Origin of the sequence: Sphingomonas sp., from assembly GCF_035555815.1 — a bacterium.
Taxonomy (GTDB): Bacteria; Pseudomonadota; Alphaproteobacteria; order Sphingomonadales; family Sphingomonadaceae; genus Sphingomonas.
On the sequence record NZ_DATMGG010000074.1, the window covers coordinates 19,629 to 36,248 of the forward strand.

Sequence of the window (16,620 nt, forward strand, 5' to 3'; positions counted from 1 at the left end):
GACGACGATGACGGCGCTGGACGGAATTCGGGTGCTCGAACTGAGCCGGGTGGTCGCGGGGCCGTGGGCGTCGCAGCTGCTCGCCGATTTCGGCGCCGACGTCATCAAGGTCGAGCACCCCGCACACGGCGACGATACGCGCAGCTGGGGACCGCCCTATCTGGCGCATGACGACGGCACACCTTCCCGCGAATCGGGCTATTTCCTGGCGGCGAATCGCGGCAAGCGTTCGCTGGCGATTGATTTCGCCGATCCGGCGGGGCTGGCGGTCGTCACCGCGCTGGCCGACCGCGCCGATGTGATCATCGAGAATTTTCGGGTCGGGGCGCTGGCGCGCTACGGTCTGGACCCCGTCAGCGTAGCGGCGCGCAACCCGCGCGCGGTCTATTGTTCGATCACCGGCTTTGGCCAGGATGGCCCGCGCGCCGGACAGGGCGGCTATGATTTCAACATGCAGGCGATGGGCGGCCTGATGAGCATTACCGGCCAGCCCGACGGATCGCCCGGCGGCGGCCCGGTGAAGGTCGGCGTCGCCATCACCGACCTGTTCACGGGCATGTACGCCGGCAGCGCGGTGCTGGCCGCGCTCCATGCGCGCGACGCCGACGGCGCCGGCCAGCACATCGACATCGCGCTGTTCGACGTACAGCTCGCCATGCTCGCCAACCAGGGGATGAATCACCTGGTCGACGGGCGATTGCCGCAGCGGCTGGGCAACGACCATCCGAACGTCGTGCCGTGCGGGGCGTTCGACACGGCGGACGGCCGGATCGTCATCACCGTCGGTAACGACGTACAATATGCCCGGCTGTGCGTCGCGCTGGAGGCCCCCGCGCTGGCGCGCGACCCGCGGTTCGCCACCAACGCAGATCGCTGCATTCATCGCGCCGCGCTGATACCATTGCTGATCGCCGCCTTTGCCCGGCGCCCCACCGACGACTGGCTCGACCGGCTGGCGGAGGCGAAGGTTACCGCCGCGCAAATCAATACCATTCCACAAGCATTCGCCGACCCACAGGCGGTGTCGCGCGGAGCACGTCGAGCGATCGGGGCCAGCTATGCCACCGTGCCGACCATCGCCAATCCGGTCCGTTTCTCGCGCACCGCCATCGCGCATGATCGCGCCCCGCCGGCGCTGGGCGAACATAGCGCCGCGATCCTCGCGGAACTCGGCATCGAGTCCACCGCGATCACCGATCTCTTCGCGCGCGGCGTCGTTCGTTGCGCATCCCCCACGCCAGCCAGGAGCCTGCCATGATCATCGACGCCCACGCCCATCTGCTGCCCGTCCCCGAGATTTTCTCGTATCGCAGCATGTTGCAGGCATCGAACGGCAACCAGGGATATAATACCCGCAACGCGATCAGCGAGGATGTGATCGCCAAGGCCGCCACGCGCAACGTCGCGCTGATGGATGAGGTGGGCACCGACGTCCAGATGCTGTCGCCCCGGCCGTTCATGTTGATGCATTCGAACCCCAACTGGCGCGACGTGGTCGCCTATGCCGAGGTCAACAACGATTGCATCGCCCAGACGGTGAAGCTCTACCCGGATCGCTTTCGCGGTGTCGGCTGCCTGCCGCAGACGCCGCACCAGCCGATCGAATTCGTGTTCGACGAACTCGACCGGATCATCGACGACCTCGGCTTTGCCGGGGTGATGATCAATCCCGATCCGGGCGAGGGCACCGGCGCGGTACCCAATTTCGGCGATCCCTATTGGTATCCGCTGTGGGAGCGGTTGATCGAGAAGGACGTGCCGGTCCATGTCCATTCGGCCGGGTGCTGCGGACGCGAGAACTACGACGAGCATTTCGCCAGCGAGGAGAGCCTGGCGATCACCTCGATGGCGCGCGAGCGGGTGTTCGAACGCTATCCGGGGCTGAAGATGATGATCAGCCACGGCGGCGGCGCGGTGCCCTATCAATTCGGTCGGTGGCAGGCGTTCATGGACCGGCGCAGCAAGACTTATGTCAAGAACGGCTACCCCGCCTATGAGCCGTTCCTCCACACGCTCAAGCGATTCTGGTTCGACACTTGCATCCACTACCAGCCGTCGCTGGAGCTGCTGTTCGGGCTGGTCGGGCCCGAACGCTGCATGTTCGGCACCGAACGTCCGGGCAGCGCGTCGTCGCTCGATCCGGCGACCGGGCGCGATCTTGACGATCTGAAGCCGGTGATCGAATCGATGGCCTGCATCGACCATGCCGGCAAGCAGGCGGTGTTCGAGGGCAATGCCCGCTCATTCTTCAGCCGCGCCAATCTGTAGGGCAGTGACAGGCGCCGGGGGAGGGCGGAGATAGCCATGTTCGAGCTCCTCTACGATGCCACCGAACGGCTGCTGCGTGATCGCTTCGACGCCGCCGCGCTACGCCGGGCCAGGGCGGAGAAAGACCCGGGTGACGCCTGGCGCGCGATCGACGCGATGGGCCTGCCGCTGGCATTGGTGCCCGAGGCGCAAGGCGGGATCGGCCTTTCCCTAGCGGACGGGCTGGGCCTCGTCCCGCTGCTCGGGCGCTACGCCGTGCCGCTGCCGGTCGCCGAGACGATGCTGGCGAATCACCTGCTCGCCGGGGCCGGTCTACCGCTGGCGACGGGACCGGCGACCATCGGCGGCCCGGCCTCGCTCGACACGCAGGGCCGGCTCTCGGGAACGGTGGCGCGCGTGCCATGGGGCGGCAGCGTCGATACGCTGGTGCTCGCCGCGTCGTCCGACGATGGCCCGCGCCTGATCCACGTCGATCCGCGCCGCGCGAGCGTGGCGCAGGGTGCCAATCTGGCCGCCCACCCGCGCGACACGCTGCATTTCGACGCCGTCCCGGCCAAAGCCGCCGCGCCGGCCGACGACGCCGGGATGATCACAACGCTGGGCGCGGGGCTGCGCGTGTTGCAGATGTCCGGTGCGATCGCCCGCGTCCTCGACATGACCGTCACCTATGCGCGGGAGCGGACACAGTTCGGCAAGCCGCTCGCCACATTCCAGGCTATCCAGCACAGCGCCGCGCTGCTCGCGAGTCACGCGGCGATGGCGCGCGCCGCCGGCGAGATGGTGCGGCACGCACCGGGCGATCCCGACACCGTCGCCGCGGCCAAGGTCTGCGCCGGAACGGCGGCGGGCGCGGCGGCGGCGATCGCCCACCAGTTGCACGGCGCGATGGGCTTCACCGAAGAATATCCGCTTCATTTTTTCACTCAGGCGCTGGCGGCATGGCGCGACGAGTTCGGCGGCGAGGCGATCTGGGCCGAACGCCTGGGCACGGCGGCGGCGACGCATCGTACGAACTATTGGGCCTGGGCGACGACATTGCTGCCCGAATCCGCCGCGACCGGGGCGGTACGGCACGAACTGCGTAGCTTCCTGAGCGACGCTCTGGCCGACGCCACCCCGCGCGACCGTGCCGGCGGCTGGACGGCGTGGGACGCCGATTTCAGCCGCCGGCTGGGCGAACGCGGCTGGCTGGGGATGACCTGGCCCAGGGCCGACGGCGGCGGCGAACGCGACGCAGCGGAGCGCCATGCCGTGCTGGAGGAACTGCTCGCGGCCGGCGCCCCGTGCGGCGCGCACTGGGTCGCCGAGCGCCAGAGCGGACCGTTGCTGATCCGTTTCGGTACCCCCGCGCAACGCGCCGCGATCGTCCCGGAGATCGCGCGTGGCCGGTGCGCGTTCTGCATCGGCATGAGCGAGCCCGACGCCGGGTCCGATCTGGCGGCGGTGCGCACCGTCGCCCGCCCGGTCGATGGCGGCTACCGCGTGACCGGCACCAAGCTGTGGACCACCCACGCCCACCGTGCCCACTATATGATCCTGTTCTGCCGCACCGATCCATCGAGCCGGCGCCACGCCGGGGTCAGCCAGTTGCTGATCGATCTGCGGCTACCGGGCATCACCATCCGGCCGATCCGGGACATCACCGGCGCGGACCATTTCAACGAAGTGGTGTTCGACGAGGTGTTCGTCTCCGCCAGCGCGCTGATCGGGGCGGAGGGCGACGGCTGGACGCAGGTGATGAGCGAACTGGCGCTGGAGCGCAGCGGCCCCGAACGATTCCTGTCGTCAGTGCCGCTGCTCGCCGAAACCGTCCGGGTGCTCGAGGCCGAGCCGGCCGCGCCAGCGCTAGTCGCGATCGGCCAGCTCACTGCCCGGCTTACCGTGCTGCGCGCCCTGTCGCACGGCGTCAGCGCGATGATCGCACGCGGCGACGACCCACAGGTCGAGGCGGTGATCGTCAAGGAAGCCGGCGCGACCTTCGAGCAAGAGACTCCCGACATCCTCCGCCCGCTGGTGACGATCGAACCCGACCCGACCGATCCGGGGCTGGCCGGCATGATGGCGCGGACGATCGCCGCCGCCCCGTCGTTCTCGTTGCGCGGCGGCACCCGCGAGATCCTGCGGGGCATCATCGCGCGGGGGCTGGGGCTAAGGTAACGACACCCGTTCAGGAGGCTGCATGACCCAACCCGTCCTTGTCGAGCGCACTGCCGCGATCGTGCGCATCACGCTGAACCTGCCCGAGCGGCGCAATCCGATCTCGGGGCTCGCGGTGCAGGACGCGCTGCTGGCGGCCCTGGCGCAGGCCGACCGCGATCCCGATGTCGGCGCGATCGTGCTGACCGGCGCGGGAAGCGCCTTTTCCACCGGCGGCGACATTACCGACATGGCGCCAGGTGGCGCGCTGGTGGGGGACGATCCTACGGTCACGCGGCGCAACTATCGCAACGGAATCCAGCGCCTGCCGCTGGCGTTCGACGCGCTGGAAGTCCCGGTGATCGCCGCCGTCAACGGGCCGGCGATCGGCGCCGGCTGCGATTTGGCGTGTATGGCGGATATCCGCATCGCCAGCAGCGCCGCACGCTTTGCCGAAAGCTTTGCCCGGCTGGGGCTGATCGCAGGCGACGGCGGGGCATGGTTGCTGCCCCAGGTGATCGGCTACAGCCGCGCGGCGGAGATGGCCTTCACCGGCGACATGATCGACGCGACGCGGGCACTGGACATCGGGCTGGTGGCGCAGGTCGTCGAACCCGCCGCGCTGATGCCCGCCGCGATGGAGCTGGCCCAACGTATCGCCGCCAATCCGGGCTATGCCGTCCGCAGCACCAAGCGGCTGATGAAGGAAGCTCGGCTGGCGACGCTGGCCGGCATCCTCGACATGTCGGCGGCGTTGCAGGCGATCGCCCATACCACCGACGATCATCGCCGCGCGGTGCAGGCGTTCAACGACCGCCGGCGCTGAGAGCTTCGGACCGTGCCGCCGGTCGTGGCGGCACGGCTCCTTTGCGATCAGAATTTGGTCGACAGGGTGACGCCGTACGTCCGGGGCTCGCCCGGCGATTCGACCCGGCCGAGCGATCCCGAATCACCGTAGATCGCATAGCGGGCGTTGCCGATGTTACGCGCCCAAACTTCGACCCGGTACGCCTGATTAGCCGGCTGCCAGCCCACCGTTCCGCCGAACAGGTGATAGGCCGGCTGGTGGATGGTGTTGTCCGGCGTCCAGTAGAAATTGCCGTTGTAGGCGTAGCTGCCGCTGAGCGAGAAATCCCCTATCGAGGTCGGGATCTTGTAGGTGCCCGACACGTTGATCGACAGCGGCGGCGTGCGGATGATCTGGTTGCCCGTCGCATCGCCCGAACAGCTGAGGTTGCCACCGCGCGTCGTGGGCCGCGTCGCGGGACAGGTGATGCCGGCCGGGACCGTCGTCACCGGATTAGGCAGGAAATAGGGCGCATCGGGATAGGACGAATAGCGCCCGTGGACCCAGGCCATCGACCCGCGCAACGTCAGGTTGCGGCCGAGCACCGCGTCGATTTCCGCCTCCGCGCCATAGATTTCCGCCGCGCCGGCGTTGGTGACGGTCTGCGCGCCGTTGGTCACCCGGCTGAGCTGGATGTTGGTGTAGTCGTAATAGAACCCCGCCAGATTCAGGCGCACCGCGCGATTGGCAAGTTCGGTCTTGAGGCCCGCTTCATAGGCATCGACCGATTCGGGCAACGCGCCCGAAAAATTGGCGACCGAGAAGATGCCGCTCTTGAACCCGCGATTGTACGAAATGTAGCCGAGCACATCGTCGTTGAAATGGTGATCGAGCGCGACGCGCCAGGTCAGTCGATCGCTGTTCAGTTCTGCGACGCGCGACAGCGCGACAGCGCCCGTGGGCGTGAGGATCCGCCCGTCGACGGACTTCTCGTCGATCGTGTAGCGCAGGCCCAGCGTCAGGTTGGTCTGGGGAAGCACCGCGAAGGTCGTCTGGGCGAAGGCGGCATAGGACCGTGTCGGCACGTCGGAGTAGTGGAGACGATACGGAAAACCGCCGGCCGGACCGATCTGGTACGGATCGGCGCCATATTGGTCGTCGTAGAAGAACAGTCCGGCGATCCACTGGATCTTGGACCCGCCGGGCGACAGGACCTGCAGTTCCTGCGAGATCGTGCGGCTCTTCAGCCGCAGAGGACCGGCGTTGACGATCCCCGCCGGCGTCCCGTCCTGATCGTAGTAATTGACCATCGGCGCCTTGCGGTACGACGAAATGCTGACGAGTTGCAGCGGGCCGAAATCATGCTCGATCTTGAGCATCGCGCCATATTGCTTGTTGCGATACTCTTCGGCGAAGTTGCCATAGCTGTCGTAATAGCCACCGTAGGTGGTGGTGCCGTCGAGCCCGTAATAGCCCGGCGCGAAATGCAGCCCCATGCCCTGGTCGCTGCGCACATAGCTATAATCGCCGCTCAGCGTGATGCGGGTGTCGCCCGGCGTCCATAGCATCTTGCCGCGGATCGCAAAGCTCTTGCTGGTGAAGATGTCGGTGCCCAGCGTCAGGTTTCGGCCCCAGCCGTCGGCCTGATCGCGGTAGCTGACCGCCAGATTGGCGGCAAGATCGGTCGCCAGCCCGCCCGACACATAGCCGCTGAGCGCGACGGTGTTGAAATTGCCATAGCTGGCCGACGCGCTGCCTTCGAACTGCTGACGCGGGTCACGGGTGACGAACTGGATGACGCCGCCGGTGGTGTTGCGCCCGAACAGCGTGCCCTGTGGCCCCTTAAGGACCTCGACGCGCTCGATATTGTCGAGCTGCGTCAGGCCCGCACCCTGGGAGGCCAGATAGACGCCGTCGAGATAGATCGCGACCGGGCTTTCGGTGGAGGTGGCGGCGGTGCCCACGCCGCGCAAATAGGTGATGACGTTGCCGAGCTGAGTCGTCACCTGAAGTCCGGGGACGCTCTGCGCCAGTTCGCGGGTGTCGCCGATACCCTGGCTGAGCAGGCCGTCGGAGGTGACCGCAGTCACCGCGATCGGTACGTCCTGAAGGTTCTGCGCGCGCCGCTGCGCGGTTACGACGATATCGGCCAGACCGCCCGACTGCGAATCCGCCTGCTGGGCGTCACCCGTCGCGGCGGACGCCGCATCGGGTGCCGTCTGTGCCGCTGCGCCGGTCGATGCCATCGCCCACACCGGCAGGGTCGCAAGCAACAATGCCTTGATCTTCATACCTCTCCATCCCCTCTGATCCGGCGCCGATTCTTCAGCCTGCCGTTGTCTTCATCTCGCGCCGGCAAGGGGTATCGACGCCGTCGCCACGCCGGAAATACCGTTTCGGCCTGCACGCATAATTCGGGCTTATAATTCTTCGCTATGTCGTAGGGCGCGTCGTCGCCGACAGGGTTCGGCGCGGATCGCGGCCGTCCCATCCAATCGCGGCATCGCGGATTTCCGCCATCATCGCCCGACCGCGATCGTGGAGTTCGAGCATTTCCATCACCGCGCCGCCGTGGAGGCCGGTGTCGAAATATGTCAACCGAACGCCGCCCGGAATCGTCGCATCCTGCAGCACGCGGTGGCCAGCGGCGGTATGGCGGGCCAGGTCGTCGTCATAATCTTCACTCCACACCGACACGTGTTGCAGTCCCGGCCCGTGCGTTTCCAGAAACTCGCGATGCGCCGACGGCGCGGCGTTGACCTGTTCGATCAGCTCGATCTGCAACCCGCCAGAATTGGCCACCGCGATATGCAGCACCGGATCGGTCGCGACGCCGCGAAACGCGCAGCGTTCGAACCGCAAGGGCGGCAACAGGAAAAACGGGCCTACCCCCAGCCGCTCGATCCAATGAGTCACTGCAGCATCGAGATCGTCGACGACATAACCGTTCTGCACGATCGGCCCGAATGTCCGGCTCATCGCTCCTCCCTTTCTTCATCACACCGCCAGAAAACCGCCGTCGACGACCAGTTCGGTGCCGTTGACGTAGCTGGCGTCGGTGCTCGCCAGGAACAGGATCGCCCCGGCGATCTCGTCGGGCCGGGCCAGCCGCCCCTCGGGAATGGTTTCGGCCAGCCGGGAGATCGCCTCCGCTCCGGCCGAGCGGCCCAGCGGCGTATCGACGAAGCCGGGGTGGACCGAATTGACCCGCACGCCGCTGCGGGCCGTCGCGCATTCGATTGCCGCCGCCTTGGTCAGCAAGCGCACGCCTCCCTTGGCTGCTGTGTAGGCCGCGGCAAACCGCCCGGCGGCGAACCCGCGCACGGACGACACGTTGACGATCGCGCCCGCCGCCGACCGTTCGAGCAGCGGCATCGCGTATTTGGTGCCGAGGAATACGCTGTCGAGATTGACCGCGAGGATCTGGCGCCAGTCGTCATAGCTGGTCTGCGCAATCGTCAGCGGCGGCCCCCAGCCAGCATTGTTGACCAGCACGTCGAGCCGCCCGAACCGCGCGTCGACATCGGCCAGGACCGACCGCCAGTCGCCCTCCATCGTGACATCAAGATGCGCCGCCAGATGATCGTCGGCGCCAAGTTCGGCATGGACCCGCGCCAATCGTCCTTCATTCCGATCGGTCAGGACGACTCGATACCCCGCCGCCACGAAGCGACGCGCGGTCGCCTCGCCGATGCCCGACGCCGCGCCGGTGATCAGCACGATGCGGCGATCGTCGGCTCCGACCACGTCAATCCTCCGGGGCGATGATGACCGACAGATCGGCCATGCCGTGTTCGATCACGATCTGGCACGACAGTCGCGACCGATCGTCGCGGTGCGCCGAACTGTCGAGCAGGTCCGATTCGTCCTCGCCGAGCGGGGGCAGATTGGCCCCGGCAGCGTGGTCGATCCACACATGGCAGGTCGCGCACGAACAACAGCCGCCGCACAGCGCCAACAACTCGTCGATCCCGGCGTTGCGGATGTTCTCCATCAGCGAGAGCCCAGCCTCGGCATCGATCGTCCGGGTTGTGCCGTCGCGCAGCTTGAGGTGAATCCGCACGGTTCAGCCGGCCGTCTGGCGGGTCTGGAGCGTGTGGTAGCCATGGGCGGCACGCGCCTCGCGCAACGACTGGCCGGCCTGGACCGCGGCGCGGATATGCGCCTCGGCCCCCGCGATCTCCTCTGCGTTGGCGATCACCTCACCGATCCGCGCAGCGGGCACGCTGACCAGCCCGTCGCCGTCGCCGAGCAGATAGTCGCCGGGTTCGACGCGAACCCCGCCGATCGTCACCGGTTCCTGCGTCGCCTCGACGCGGACACGGTCCTTGCCGGTGCGCATCCAGTTGCCGCGAGAGAAGATCGGATAGCCTTCCTCCAACGCGCGGTCGACATCGCGGCACACGCCATCGATCACCGTCCCCGCCACCTTGCGGCGCGACGCGGTCGAGGTCAGCAGGTCACCCCACACCGTCGCGTCGAGCCGGCCTTGATTGTCGAGCACGACGACCTGATCCGGCCCCATATCGTCGATATAATCGCCGACGCTGCCGCGATCCTGGCCGACGGTGCCATAGCGCAGCGTCCACGCGCGGCCGACCAGCCGAAAGCTGCGGTCGAGCGGCATGATCCCCAGGCACTGGCCCGGAATGCCGAGCCGGTCCATCGCGTCGCTGATATCGGTGCAGGACAGCGCGCGCAGCGCCGCCAGGAAAGTGTCGGTCATTTCGTGTCCCCATCGAGCATGGTTTCATAATCGGTGCCCATCACCTGGGAGACCGGACGCCCGGCGCGCACGTCGGCGGCCATGCGGCGCTCGCGTTCGGCGATCCGTTCGGCGGTGGCCAGGATGCGGTCGATCCGATCCTGCGGCACGAACACCACGCCGCTGCCGTCGGCGATGACATAGTCGCCGGGCGCGACCGCCACCGCGCACAGCGTGACCGGCACATTCCATTCCTTTTCGACGATGCGGCGGCGCGCGGTCGTGGGGGTGGCGGCACGCGCGAACACCGGCAGGTCGAATTCGCGGCTCTCGTCGATGTCGCGTGCGGCGCCGTCGATCACCACTCCCGCCAGCCCGCGCTGCGACGCCGCGAGCGACAATATGCCGCCCCAGCCCGCCACCTCGGTCCGGCCGCCATGGTCGATGACGATGACGTCGTCGGGACCGGCCGCCTCGACCGCGGCGGTGCACAGGTGACGCGGCGCCTTGGTCCCTTCATCGGGCACCAGTCGCACCGTCATGCAGCGGCCGGCGATCCGCCGGCTCGACGACATCTGCACCAGACCGCGCGCCACCCCGGCCACGCCTTCGGTGTCGAGCGCGTCGGACACCGCGCAGCTATCGAGCGCGCGCAGGCGCGCGACCGGATCGCTCATTTCCTTCCTCCTTTCGCCGTGAGCGGCGCGCGGTCCGATCGCATCGGACCTCCGCTCGAATTTCCATGTGTTCCGCGTCGCGTCCGCGGGCGGACTAGCGCCAGATCGCAAAGCCCATGCCGATCCCGCTGCCCCCCGGCGTGCGATAGATCGGGACATAGTCGTGCCAGGTCATCGGCAGGTCGCGCAGCGCCCCGGCCGCCATGATCCAGTTGAGAATCTCCGATGAACCGGACAACAGCGCTTCCCTCGGCACCGAGCGCAGATGCGCCACGTCCTTGTCGCGCATCGCCCGCAACACGCCGAGGTCTAGTTCGGCATCGGTGATGAAATGGCTGAGCCCGCCCGATGCAACCACGCCCAGCTTCAGATCGTCCGACCCGAGCATGGTCTCCGCCAGCTTGACGCCGATATCATAGGCGCGGGCGGCGGTCGGCACGTTGGGGCGAAAATAGGTGTTGAGCAGCACCGGCAGCATCGGGATCTTGCGTCCGCGAAACAGCCGCGTTGCGATGAAGCCATAGGCATGACCGAACCCCGCCACACGCGGATCGAGCACTTCGCTGGCAGCGCCGATATCCACCTCGCGCTCGATCAGCCCCTCGATCGCGGCGAGCGCAAGATCGGGCGCGCCGGCAAAGCGATTGGCGGCATCCATCCCGTAACCGGCGGCGGCGCTCGCCTTCCAGTTGGGCATGTGCTCCGCATCCTCGCCCCAAGGATGCATGACGATCTCCTCACCATAGAAGATCGAGATCGCCGGCATGCTCGCCAGGCTGAACAGCTCGGCCTGATCGTCGCCGATGACGATCAGCGCGTCGGGTGCCGACTCCTCCAGCGCATCGGCCATGCGGTCGAGCGCATCCTGGCAGCGCCGTTCCTGCACCAGCAGATTGTCACGCGTCGCCTCGGCCGAATACGGCTCGCCGCGCTCGGCGACCAGTTCGGCATAGGACAGATAGCGGCCGTCCGACAGATTGAGCGGGCGACGCCTGTCGTCTTCCGCCTTTTCGATCCACGTATCGACACCGAACGTCAGCAGTGGGGAATGGGAGGCGCCAAGGCCCAGGACAATCCGACTCATCTCGTTTGTTTCCCGTCTAGAGGTCGAGCACCAGCTCGGCACTGCGCGAGCGCGAGCAACACGGCATGATGCGGTGCCGCGCGCCGGTGGTGCACCGGTCGATGATCTGGTCGCGGTGGAGCGGCTCGCCCGCCAGCACCCGCGTCTCGCAAATGCCGCAGATGCCTGCGGTGCAATTGTGCGGGATATGCACCCCCGCCCGCGCGAGCGCGCGCAGGATGGTGTCGGCCGGCCCGACCGCGACGGTGGCCCCGCTGCGGGCGAGGCGGACGACGAAATCGGCGGGCGGCGCGGTCATCCGGTGACCTCCACGCCCATCGCCACGTTCAGACCGACTTCCGCACCCAGCCGCGCCGATTCTGCGATCGCCAGGCACGCCTCGATCGTCGCGCGACCAAAGCGCCCGTCGTGGACCGCCGGCGCTCCGCCACGCAGCGCCGCCCACAGTTCATCGAACACGGCGGCATGGCCCGGCCGGGCGGCGGTAGCCGCCACCGGCACTTCGCGCATCCCGTCGCGATCATAGACGATCAGCCCGCGCGGCGACTGGCGGATATCGGCGTTGACACAACTGACGATGAGCTGCCCGAAATGCGGCAGGCCGGCGGCGGGCACCGGGCGCATCGAATCGCCGCCGTAGCCCCATCGGGTCTGGCGCGCGTCGACCTCATCCGTAGCGTCGTTCGGCAGCGCCCGGGCGGTGGCGCCATGCGCCGGCTGCTTGGCCTGCCCCGACGCCCCGATCCATTCGGAGAATTCGTCGCTGTCGAACCGGTCATAGCCGCTGTAGACCAGCATCGCCGTCGCGCCGCCGTCGAATTCGGCGAACACGCTGACCAGCCCGTCGACCCTGCGCGCCGGATCGAGCGCGGCGGTCATCGCTCGGACCGACCGGATCGGGCGACCGATCACCGTCCGCGCGACGTCGATCTGGTGCGGCAGTTGGTTCCACAGCACACCGCCGCCCTGGGCAGGATCGAGTTCCTCCGGGCGGCGCGGGCGGTAAAGAAAATTGGTGTAGTTGAACAGGTTGACTAGCACCGGCTCGCCCACCGCCCCCTCTTCCACCAGGTCGCGAATCCGGGCGATGGCAGGGTCGAAGCCGTGGGTATGGCCGACGATCATCGTCGCCTTCGCCGCATCGGCCGCCGCGATCATCGCGTCGCATTCGGCCAGCGTCAGCCCCATCGGCTTTTCGACGACCACATGCTTGCCATGGGCCAGCGCGAGCAGCACGTGGCGGGCGTGAAGCGCGTGCGGCGTCGCGACGTACACCGCCTCGACATCGTCGCGCGCGACCAGCGCCGCGACGTCGTCGAACGCAGGGACGCCGTGATCGCGCGCGAAACGCTCGCGCAGAACCGGATTGAGATCGGCGGCGGCGACCAGGCGCAGACGCGGATGCGCGGCGATGACCGGCACCATCACGCCGCCGGCCATGCCGAGACCGATCACCCCGATCCCGATGCGCTGATCGCTCCCGGTGCTCACCCGGCGTGCTCGGCCTCGCGGTTCGGCGCGACGAATTCGTGCAGATGCCGCGCGCGCAGTTCGTCGAACACCGACAGTTCGGACATCTTGCTGATCGCGCGCACGCCGAAATCGGCGCCGGCCGGCTCGTCGGGCTCACGCCCTTCGGCCATGGCCTTGGCCATGTTCAGCAGGCGACGGCGCATCTTGCCGATCGCCTCGTCCGATCCGACCAGATGTTCGCGGCTGCGGTCGACCAACCGCGTGCCCGCGACCATGCCCATCGATTCCTGCAGCGCGCGATCCTGTTCGTTCGCCCCCCAGATGCCGGTGAAATTGAAGTCCGCCTGAAGCGACCGATCCATCAGATAATCATTGTCGAGGTTGGCGATGGTCAGGAAGGTGTCGATCGGCGACGCCTCCCCCAGTCGGACGCTGCCCTTTGCCAGCCGCGGCGGGAAGGCCTGCCCGCTGGCGAGATATTTCTCTTCCTCCTCCGCGATCGGCCGGTCGGTGCGGTAATAGAAGTGGAAGGTGGTGACGTTGTCGTCGTCGATCGGCACCCACGCGCGGCCGGCGCCCTCGCAGAACTCGCCGGCGTTGCGCGGAATCAGGCTGAACATCGGCACCATCCACTGGGTGACGCGCCAATAGTTCGCGCCGCTGGAATGGCTGCGCCGGGCGCCATAGAGGAAGCCATAGTCGGTCTCGCGCAGTGTGATGTCGGGGGCAGAATCGTCCACCGTCTCGCTGCCGCCGCCCTTGATCGGGTTCGCCTCGGGCGCGTAATAGCGATGCAGCCAACTGATGTGCGCGCTGTCCAGCTCGCCCTCCAGCCCCGCCAGCCAGTTGCTGCGCTGGATCCAGCGCGAGGCGTGGCCGAAACCCTCGGCGACCAGCGTGCTCTCGAAACGTGGGAACGGCGGCTCGCGATCCTTTGGCCCCATATAGACCCATAGCACCCCTCCCGCCTCGCGCGTGGGGTAGGCTTTGAGCGAGACGCGTTTGCGCGCGGTCTCGTTGTTGCCCTTGGGAATGCTCGGAATGTCGAGGCAGTTGCCGTGGATGTCGAACTTCCACCCGTGATACGGGCAACGGATGCCGCATTCCTCGTTGCGCCCGAAATAGAGCGGTGCGAGCCGGTGGGTGCAATAGGCCTCGATGATTCCGGCGTCGCCGTTGGTATCGCGAAACGCCAGCAGATCCTCGTGCAGGATGCGCAGCCGCACCGGCGATCCGTCGGCGACGAGTTCGGTGCTGGTTACCGCAGGCAGCCAGAAACGGCGGAACAGCTCGCCCATCGGCGTGCCGGGCTTGGTGCTGGCGAGCAGCTTGTTCTCCTCAGACGTCAATGCCGGTTCCTCCTCGTCAATATGCCTCGTTCGCGCGCAGTTCCGCCTTGAGCGTGCGCGCGGCGAGCGTGTAGAATATCGCTGGGCCGATCAGGCACAGGCTGGAAAGCAACATGGCGTAGCGCAGCGAATCGACGCCGTAGCCGGCCGCCAGCACGTCGCTGAGGATGCCGACCGCCTGTGGCCCCAGGCCGAGGCCGACCAGATTGGTGACCAGCAGCTTCCACGCGATCGCGGTCACCCGCGTCGTCGGCGGCATCAGCGCCTGGACCACCGAGAAGGTCGGCGCGACCCACAGCACGCTGGTAAAATAACCAGCGGAGTAGATCACCATCGCCAGCCCGTCGCCGCTGACCAGCAGCGAGGCGGCGTAGAGCGGCACGCAGAACACCGAGGCGATCGCCGGCATCCAGAACGCCCAACGCTCATCGCGCACCGACAATTTATCGGTCAAGAACCCACCGGTCACCATCCCGGCTGCGCCGACCACGCCGATCAGCGGACCCAGCACCGACCCGATCTCCTTCGGCGACAGGCCGTGCGAGCGCGCCAGGAACGACGGCATCCAGATCGACACGCCATAGAGACCGAACGCCGACAGCGCCGCGCCGACCAGCAGGTAACGATAGCTGCGCGAGCGCCAGAAGATCGCGGCGGTGGCCAGCATCGGCGGCTGCGGCGGCGCCACCGCGCGTGCGCGATCAGCCATGCCGCGCCACGGCTCGCGCACGACCAGCCAGAACACCAGTGCGAACAGGATGCCCGGCACGCCGGCGATGAAGAACGCGGCGCGCCAGCCGTATTCCACCGCCGCCCAGCCGCCGATCAGAAACCCCAGCATCGTGCCGAACATCGGCCCGGTGTTGACGATGCCCAGCGCCGTCGAGCGCTGATGCTTGGGAAAATAGTCGGACATCATCGTCAAGCCCGACGGGGTGAACCCGGCCTCGCCGATGCCGACGGTGACGCGTGCGAGAAACAGCTGGGTGAAATTCTGCGCGAGGCCGCACAGCGCGGTCGCCGCGCTCCACAACGCCATCGACACGCCCATCACCCCGCGCCGCGATCGCCGATCGGCCAGGCGGGAAACCGGGATGCCCACCGTCGCATAGAAGATGGCGAACGCCAGCCCAGACAGGAAACCGAGCGCCGTATCGGACAGCCCCAGATCCTCCTTGATCGGCTGCATCAGGATGCTGAGAATCTGGCGGTCGAGAAAGTTGAGCGCGAACCCCGCGACGACCAGCGCCAGCACGGTCGAGCGGTAGGCCGGGCGCATCAGCCGCGCGCGATATGCCTCTTCGTCGGCGGTCAGCGCGGTCGGGGCCGCCGTTTCCGCGGCTGGGCTATCTTGCATCATTCGCCTCGCGTCTCTCCGACCTCACGACTGGCCCTCTGATCGAGGCCGTGCCGAAGATCGTCCGTAGCCGCCCCCGCGCGCGACCGAAAATACCGGTTGCGGATGCAGTCATAACCGCCCCTTATCCGACCGCGCCGGCCACGACGGCCAACGCCTCGCACTGGATCGCCATCGCGCCGGGAAGCGCCTGAATCAGGACGTGGCGCGCGGGGCGCGAGGCTGGATCGGGAAACAACCGCAGCCAGCCGGGGTTGACGATCGGGCGCAGCGATCCGTCGCAGAGCCACACGGTCAGCTTCAGCACGTCGCCCGGCGCCGCCCCCGCCGCTTCCAGCACCAGCCGCAGATTGTCGAACATCAGGTCGGCCTGCGCCTGCGGGTCGTCGGGCAGCGCGTGCGTCGCGGGATCGACGCCGCGGATGCCGCCGGTGGCGAGGAACGGGCCGATCCGCGATGCCGTGGGGATCGGCAGCGCCCCGTGGGTGAGACCATCGACGTCGATGCTGATCCGGGTCATGTCTCGCTCTCCAGCCGATGCGGGGTGCCCAGCCCATAGACCTCGATCGTGCTGCCGCCCGCACGCAGCCGCGCGAAAATCTCCTGCTCGGCGGCATCACGCTCTTCGCCCAGCGCGACGATCGCCTCGGCGCGGTCGGCGGGCAGTACCACTACGCCATCCGCATCCGCGACGATCAGGTCGCCGGGGTGAATGCACACATCGCCGATCGTCACCGGCGCACCCAGCGTGCCGGCGCCGGCCAGATCCTTGCCCGTGCCCTGG

General features: G+C 67.8%; 16 protein-coding genes and 1 pseudogene. 4 read left to right on the top strand and 13 right to left on the bottom strand.

The genetic code is table 11. From position 1 onward, the window contains the following. The first annotated feature begins 7 nt into the window (after positions 1–7). From VNR91_RS04160 to VNR91_RS04175, 4 genes are read left to right on the top strand one after another with little or no spacing between them, the layout of a single operon-like run. Positions 8–1,258, top strand: a complete 1,251-nt coding sequence (locus VNR91_RS04160) for a CaiB/BaiF CoA-transferase family protein (RefSeq protein WP_325489527.1) — start codon at positions 8–10, stop codon at positions 1,256–1,258. Next, on the top strand, positions 1,255–2,268 hold the full coding sequence (locus tag VNR91_RS04165) for an amidohydrolase family protein (RefSeq protein ID WP_325489528.1): 1,014 nt from the start codon (positions 1,255–1,257) through the stop codon (positions 2,266–2,268). Before VNR91_RS04160 ends, VNR91_RS04165 begins: the two co-directional genes overlap by 4 nt. 36 nt (positions 2,269–2,304) lie before the next feature. After that, positions 2,305–4,425 carry an acyl-CoA dehydrogenase gene (locus tag VNR91_RS04170; RefSeq protein WP_325489529.1) on the top strand — a complete coding sequence of 707 codons (2,121 nt, stop codon included), beginning with the start codon at positions 2,305–2,307 and terminating at the stop codon, positions 4,423–4,425. Between the two features lie 22 nt (positions 4,426–4,447). Then, positions 4,448–5,230, top strand: a complete 783-nt coding sequence (locus VNR91_RS04175) for a crotonase/enoyl-CoA hydratase family protein (RefSeq protein WP_325489530.1) — start codon at positions 4,448–4,450, stop codon at positions 5,228–5,230. A gap of 47 nt (positions 5,231–5,277) precedes the next feature. Here VNR91_RS04175 and VNR91_RS04180 read toward each other — a convergent pair whose 3' ends face one another. The 13 genes and pseudogenes from VNR91_RS04180 to VNR91_RS04240 form a co-directional block, all read right to left on the bottom strand. Beyond that, a complete protein-coding gene (locus VNR91_RS04180; protein WP_325489531.1) occupies positions 5,278–7,482 on the bottom strand; it encodes a TonB-dependent receptor in 2,205 nt (734 codons plus the stop codon). A 142-nt stretch (positions 7,483–7,624) separates the two neighbouring features. Continuing rightward, on the bottom strand, positions 7,625–8,170 hold the full coding sequence (locus tag VNR91_RS04185) for a VOC family protein (protein ID WP_325489532.1): 546 nt from the start codon (positions 8,168–8,170) through the stop codon (positions 7,625–7,627). Positions 8,171–8,188: 18 nt separating this feature from the next. Beyond that, positions 8,189–8,938, bottom strand: a complete 750-nt coding sequence (locus VNR91_RS04190; protein WP_325489533.1) for a glucose 1-dehydrogenase — start codon at positions 8,936–8,938, stop codon at positions 8,189–8,191. A gap of 1 nt (position 8,939) precedes the next feature. Continuing rightward, positions 8,940–9,254 (bottom strand): 2Fe-2S iron-sulfur cluster-binding protein, encoded by a 315-nt coding sequence (locus VNR91_RS04195; protein WP_325489534.1) that lies wholly within the window; start codon positions 9,252–9,254, stop codon positions 8,940–8,942. 3 nt (positions 9,255–9,257) lie between these two features. Beyond that, the gene (locus VNR91_RS04200) at positions 9,258–9,917 is read right to left on the bottom strand and encodes an RraA family protein (protein ID WP_325489535.1); all 660 of its coding nucleotides are present in this window, start codon (positions 9,915–9,917) and stop codon (positions 9,258–9,260) included. Further along, positions 9,914–10,573, bottom strand: coding sequence for an RraA family protein (locus VNR91_RS04205; RefSeq protein ID WP_325489536.1), 660 nt, complete (start codon positions 10,571–10,573; stop codon positions 9,914–9,916). Before VNR91_RS04205 ends, VNR91_RS04200 begins: the two co-directional genes overlap by 4 nt. 94 nt (positions 10,574–10,667) lie before the next feature. Then, positions 10,668–11,657, bottom strand: coding sequence for an extradiol ring-cleavage dioxygenase (locus tag VNR91_RS04210; RefSeq protein WP_325489537.1), 990 nt, complete (start codon positions 11,655–11,657; stop codon positions 10,668–10,670). A 16-nt stretch (positions 11,658–11,673) separates the two neighbouring features. Next, a complete protein-coding gene (locus VNR91_RS04215) occupies positions 11,674–11,955 on the bottom strand; it encodes a 2Fe-2S iron-sulfur cluster binding domain-containing protein (protein ID WP_325489538.1) in 282 nt (93 codons plus the stop codon). Next, positions 11,952–13,148 (bottom strand): Gfo/Idh/MocA family oxidoreductase, encoded by a 1,197-nt coding sequence (locus VNR91_RS04220; protein WP_325489539.1) that lies wholly within the window; start codon positions 13,146–13,148, stop codon positions 11,952–11,954. Before VNR91_RS04220 ends, VNR91_RS04215 begins: the two co-directional genes overlap by 4 nt. Beyond that, positions 13,145–14,479 carry a Rieske 2Fe-2S domain-containing protein gene (locus VNR91_RS04225; protein ID WP_325489540.1) on the bottom strand — a complete coding sequence of 445 codons (1,335 nt, stop codon included), beginning with the start codon at positions 14,477–14,479 and terminating at the stop codon, positions 13,145–13,147. Before VNR91_RS04225 ends, VNR91_RS04220 begins: the two co-directional genes overlap by 4 nt. A gap of 16 nt (positions 14,480–14,495) precedes the next feature. After that, positions 14,496–15,836 carry an MFS transporter gene (locus VNR91_RS04230; RefSeq protein ID WP_325489541.1) on the bottom strand — a complete coding sequence of 447 codons (1,341 nt, stop codon included), beginning with the start codon at positions 15,834–15,836 and terminating at the stop codon, positions 14,496–14,498. A 124-nt stretch (positions 15,837–15,960) separates the two neighbouring features. Beyond that, complete coding sequence (locus tag VNR91_RS04235) at positions 15,961–16,356, bottom strand: RidA family protein (protein ID WP_325489542.1); 396 nt, start codon at positions 16,354–16,356, stop codon at positions 15,961–15,963. Then, positions 16,353–16,620, bottom strand: a pseudogene (locus tag VNR91_RS04240) (RraA family protein); the annotation flags it as partial. The gene VNR91_RS04235 and the pseudogene VNR91_RS04240, both read right to left, overlap by 4 nt.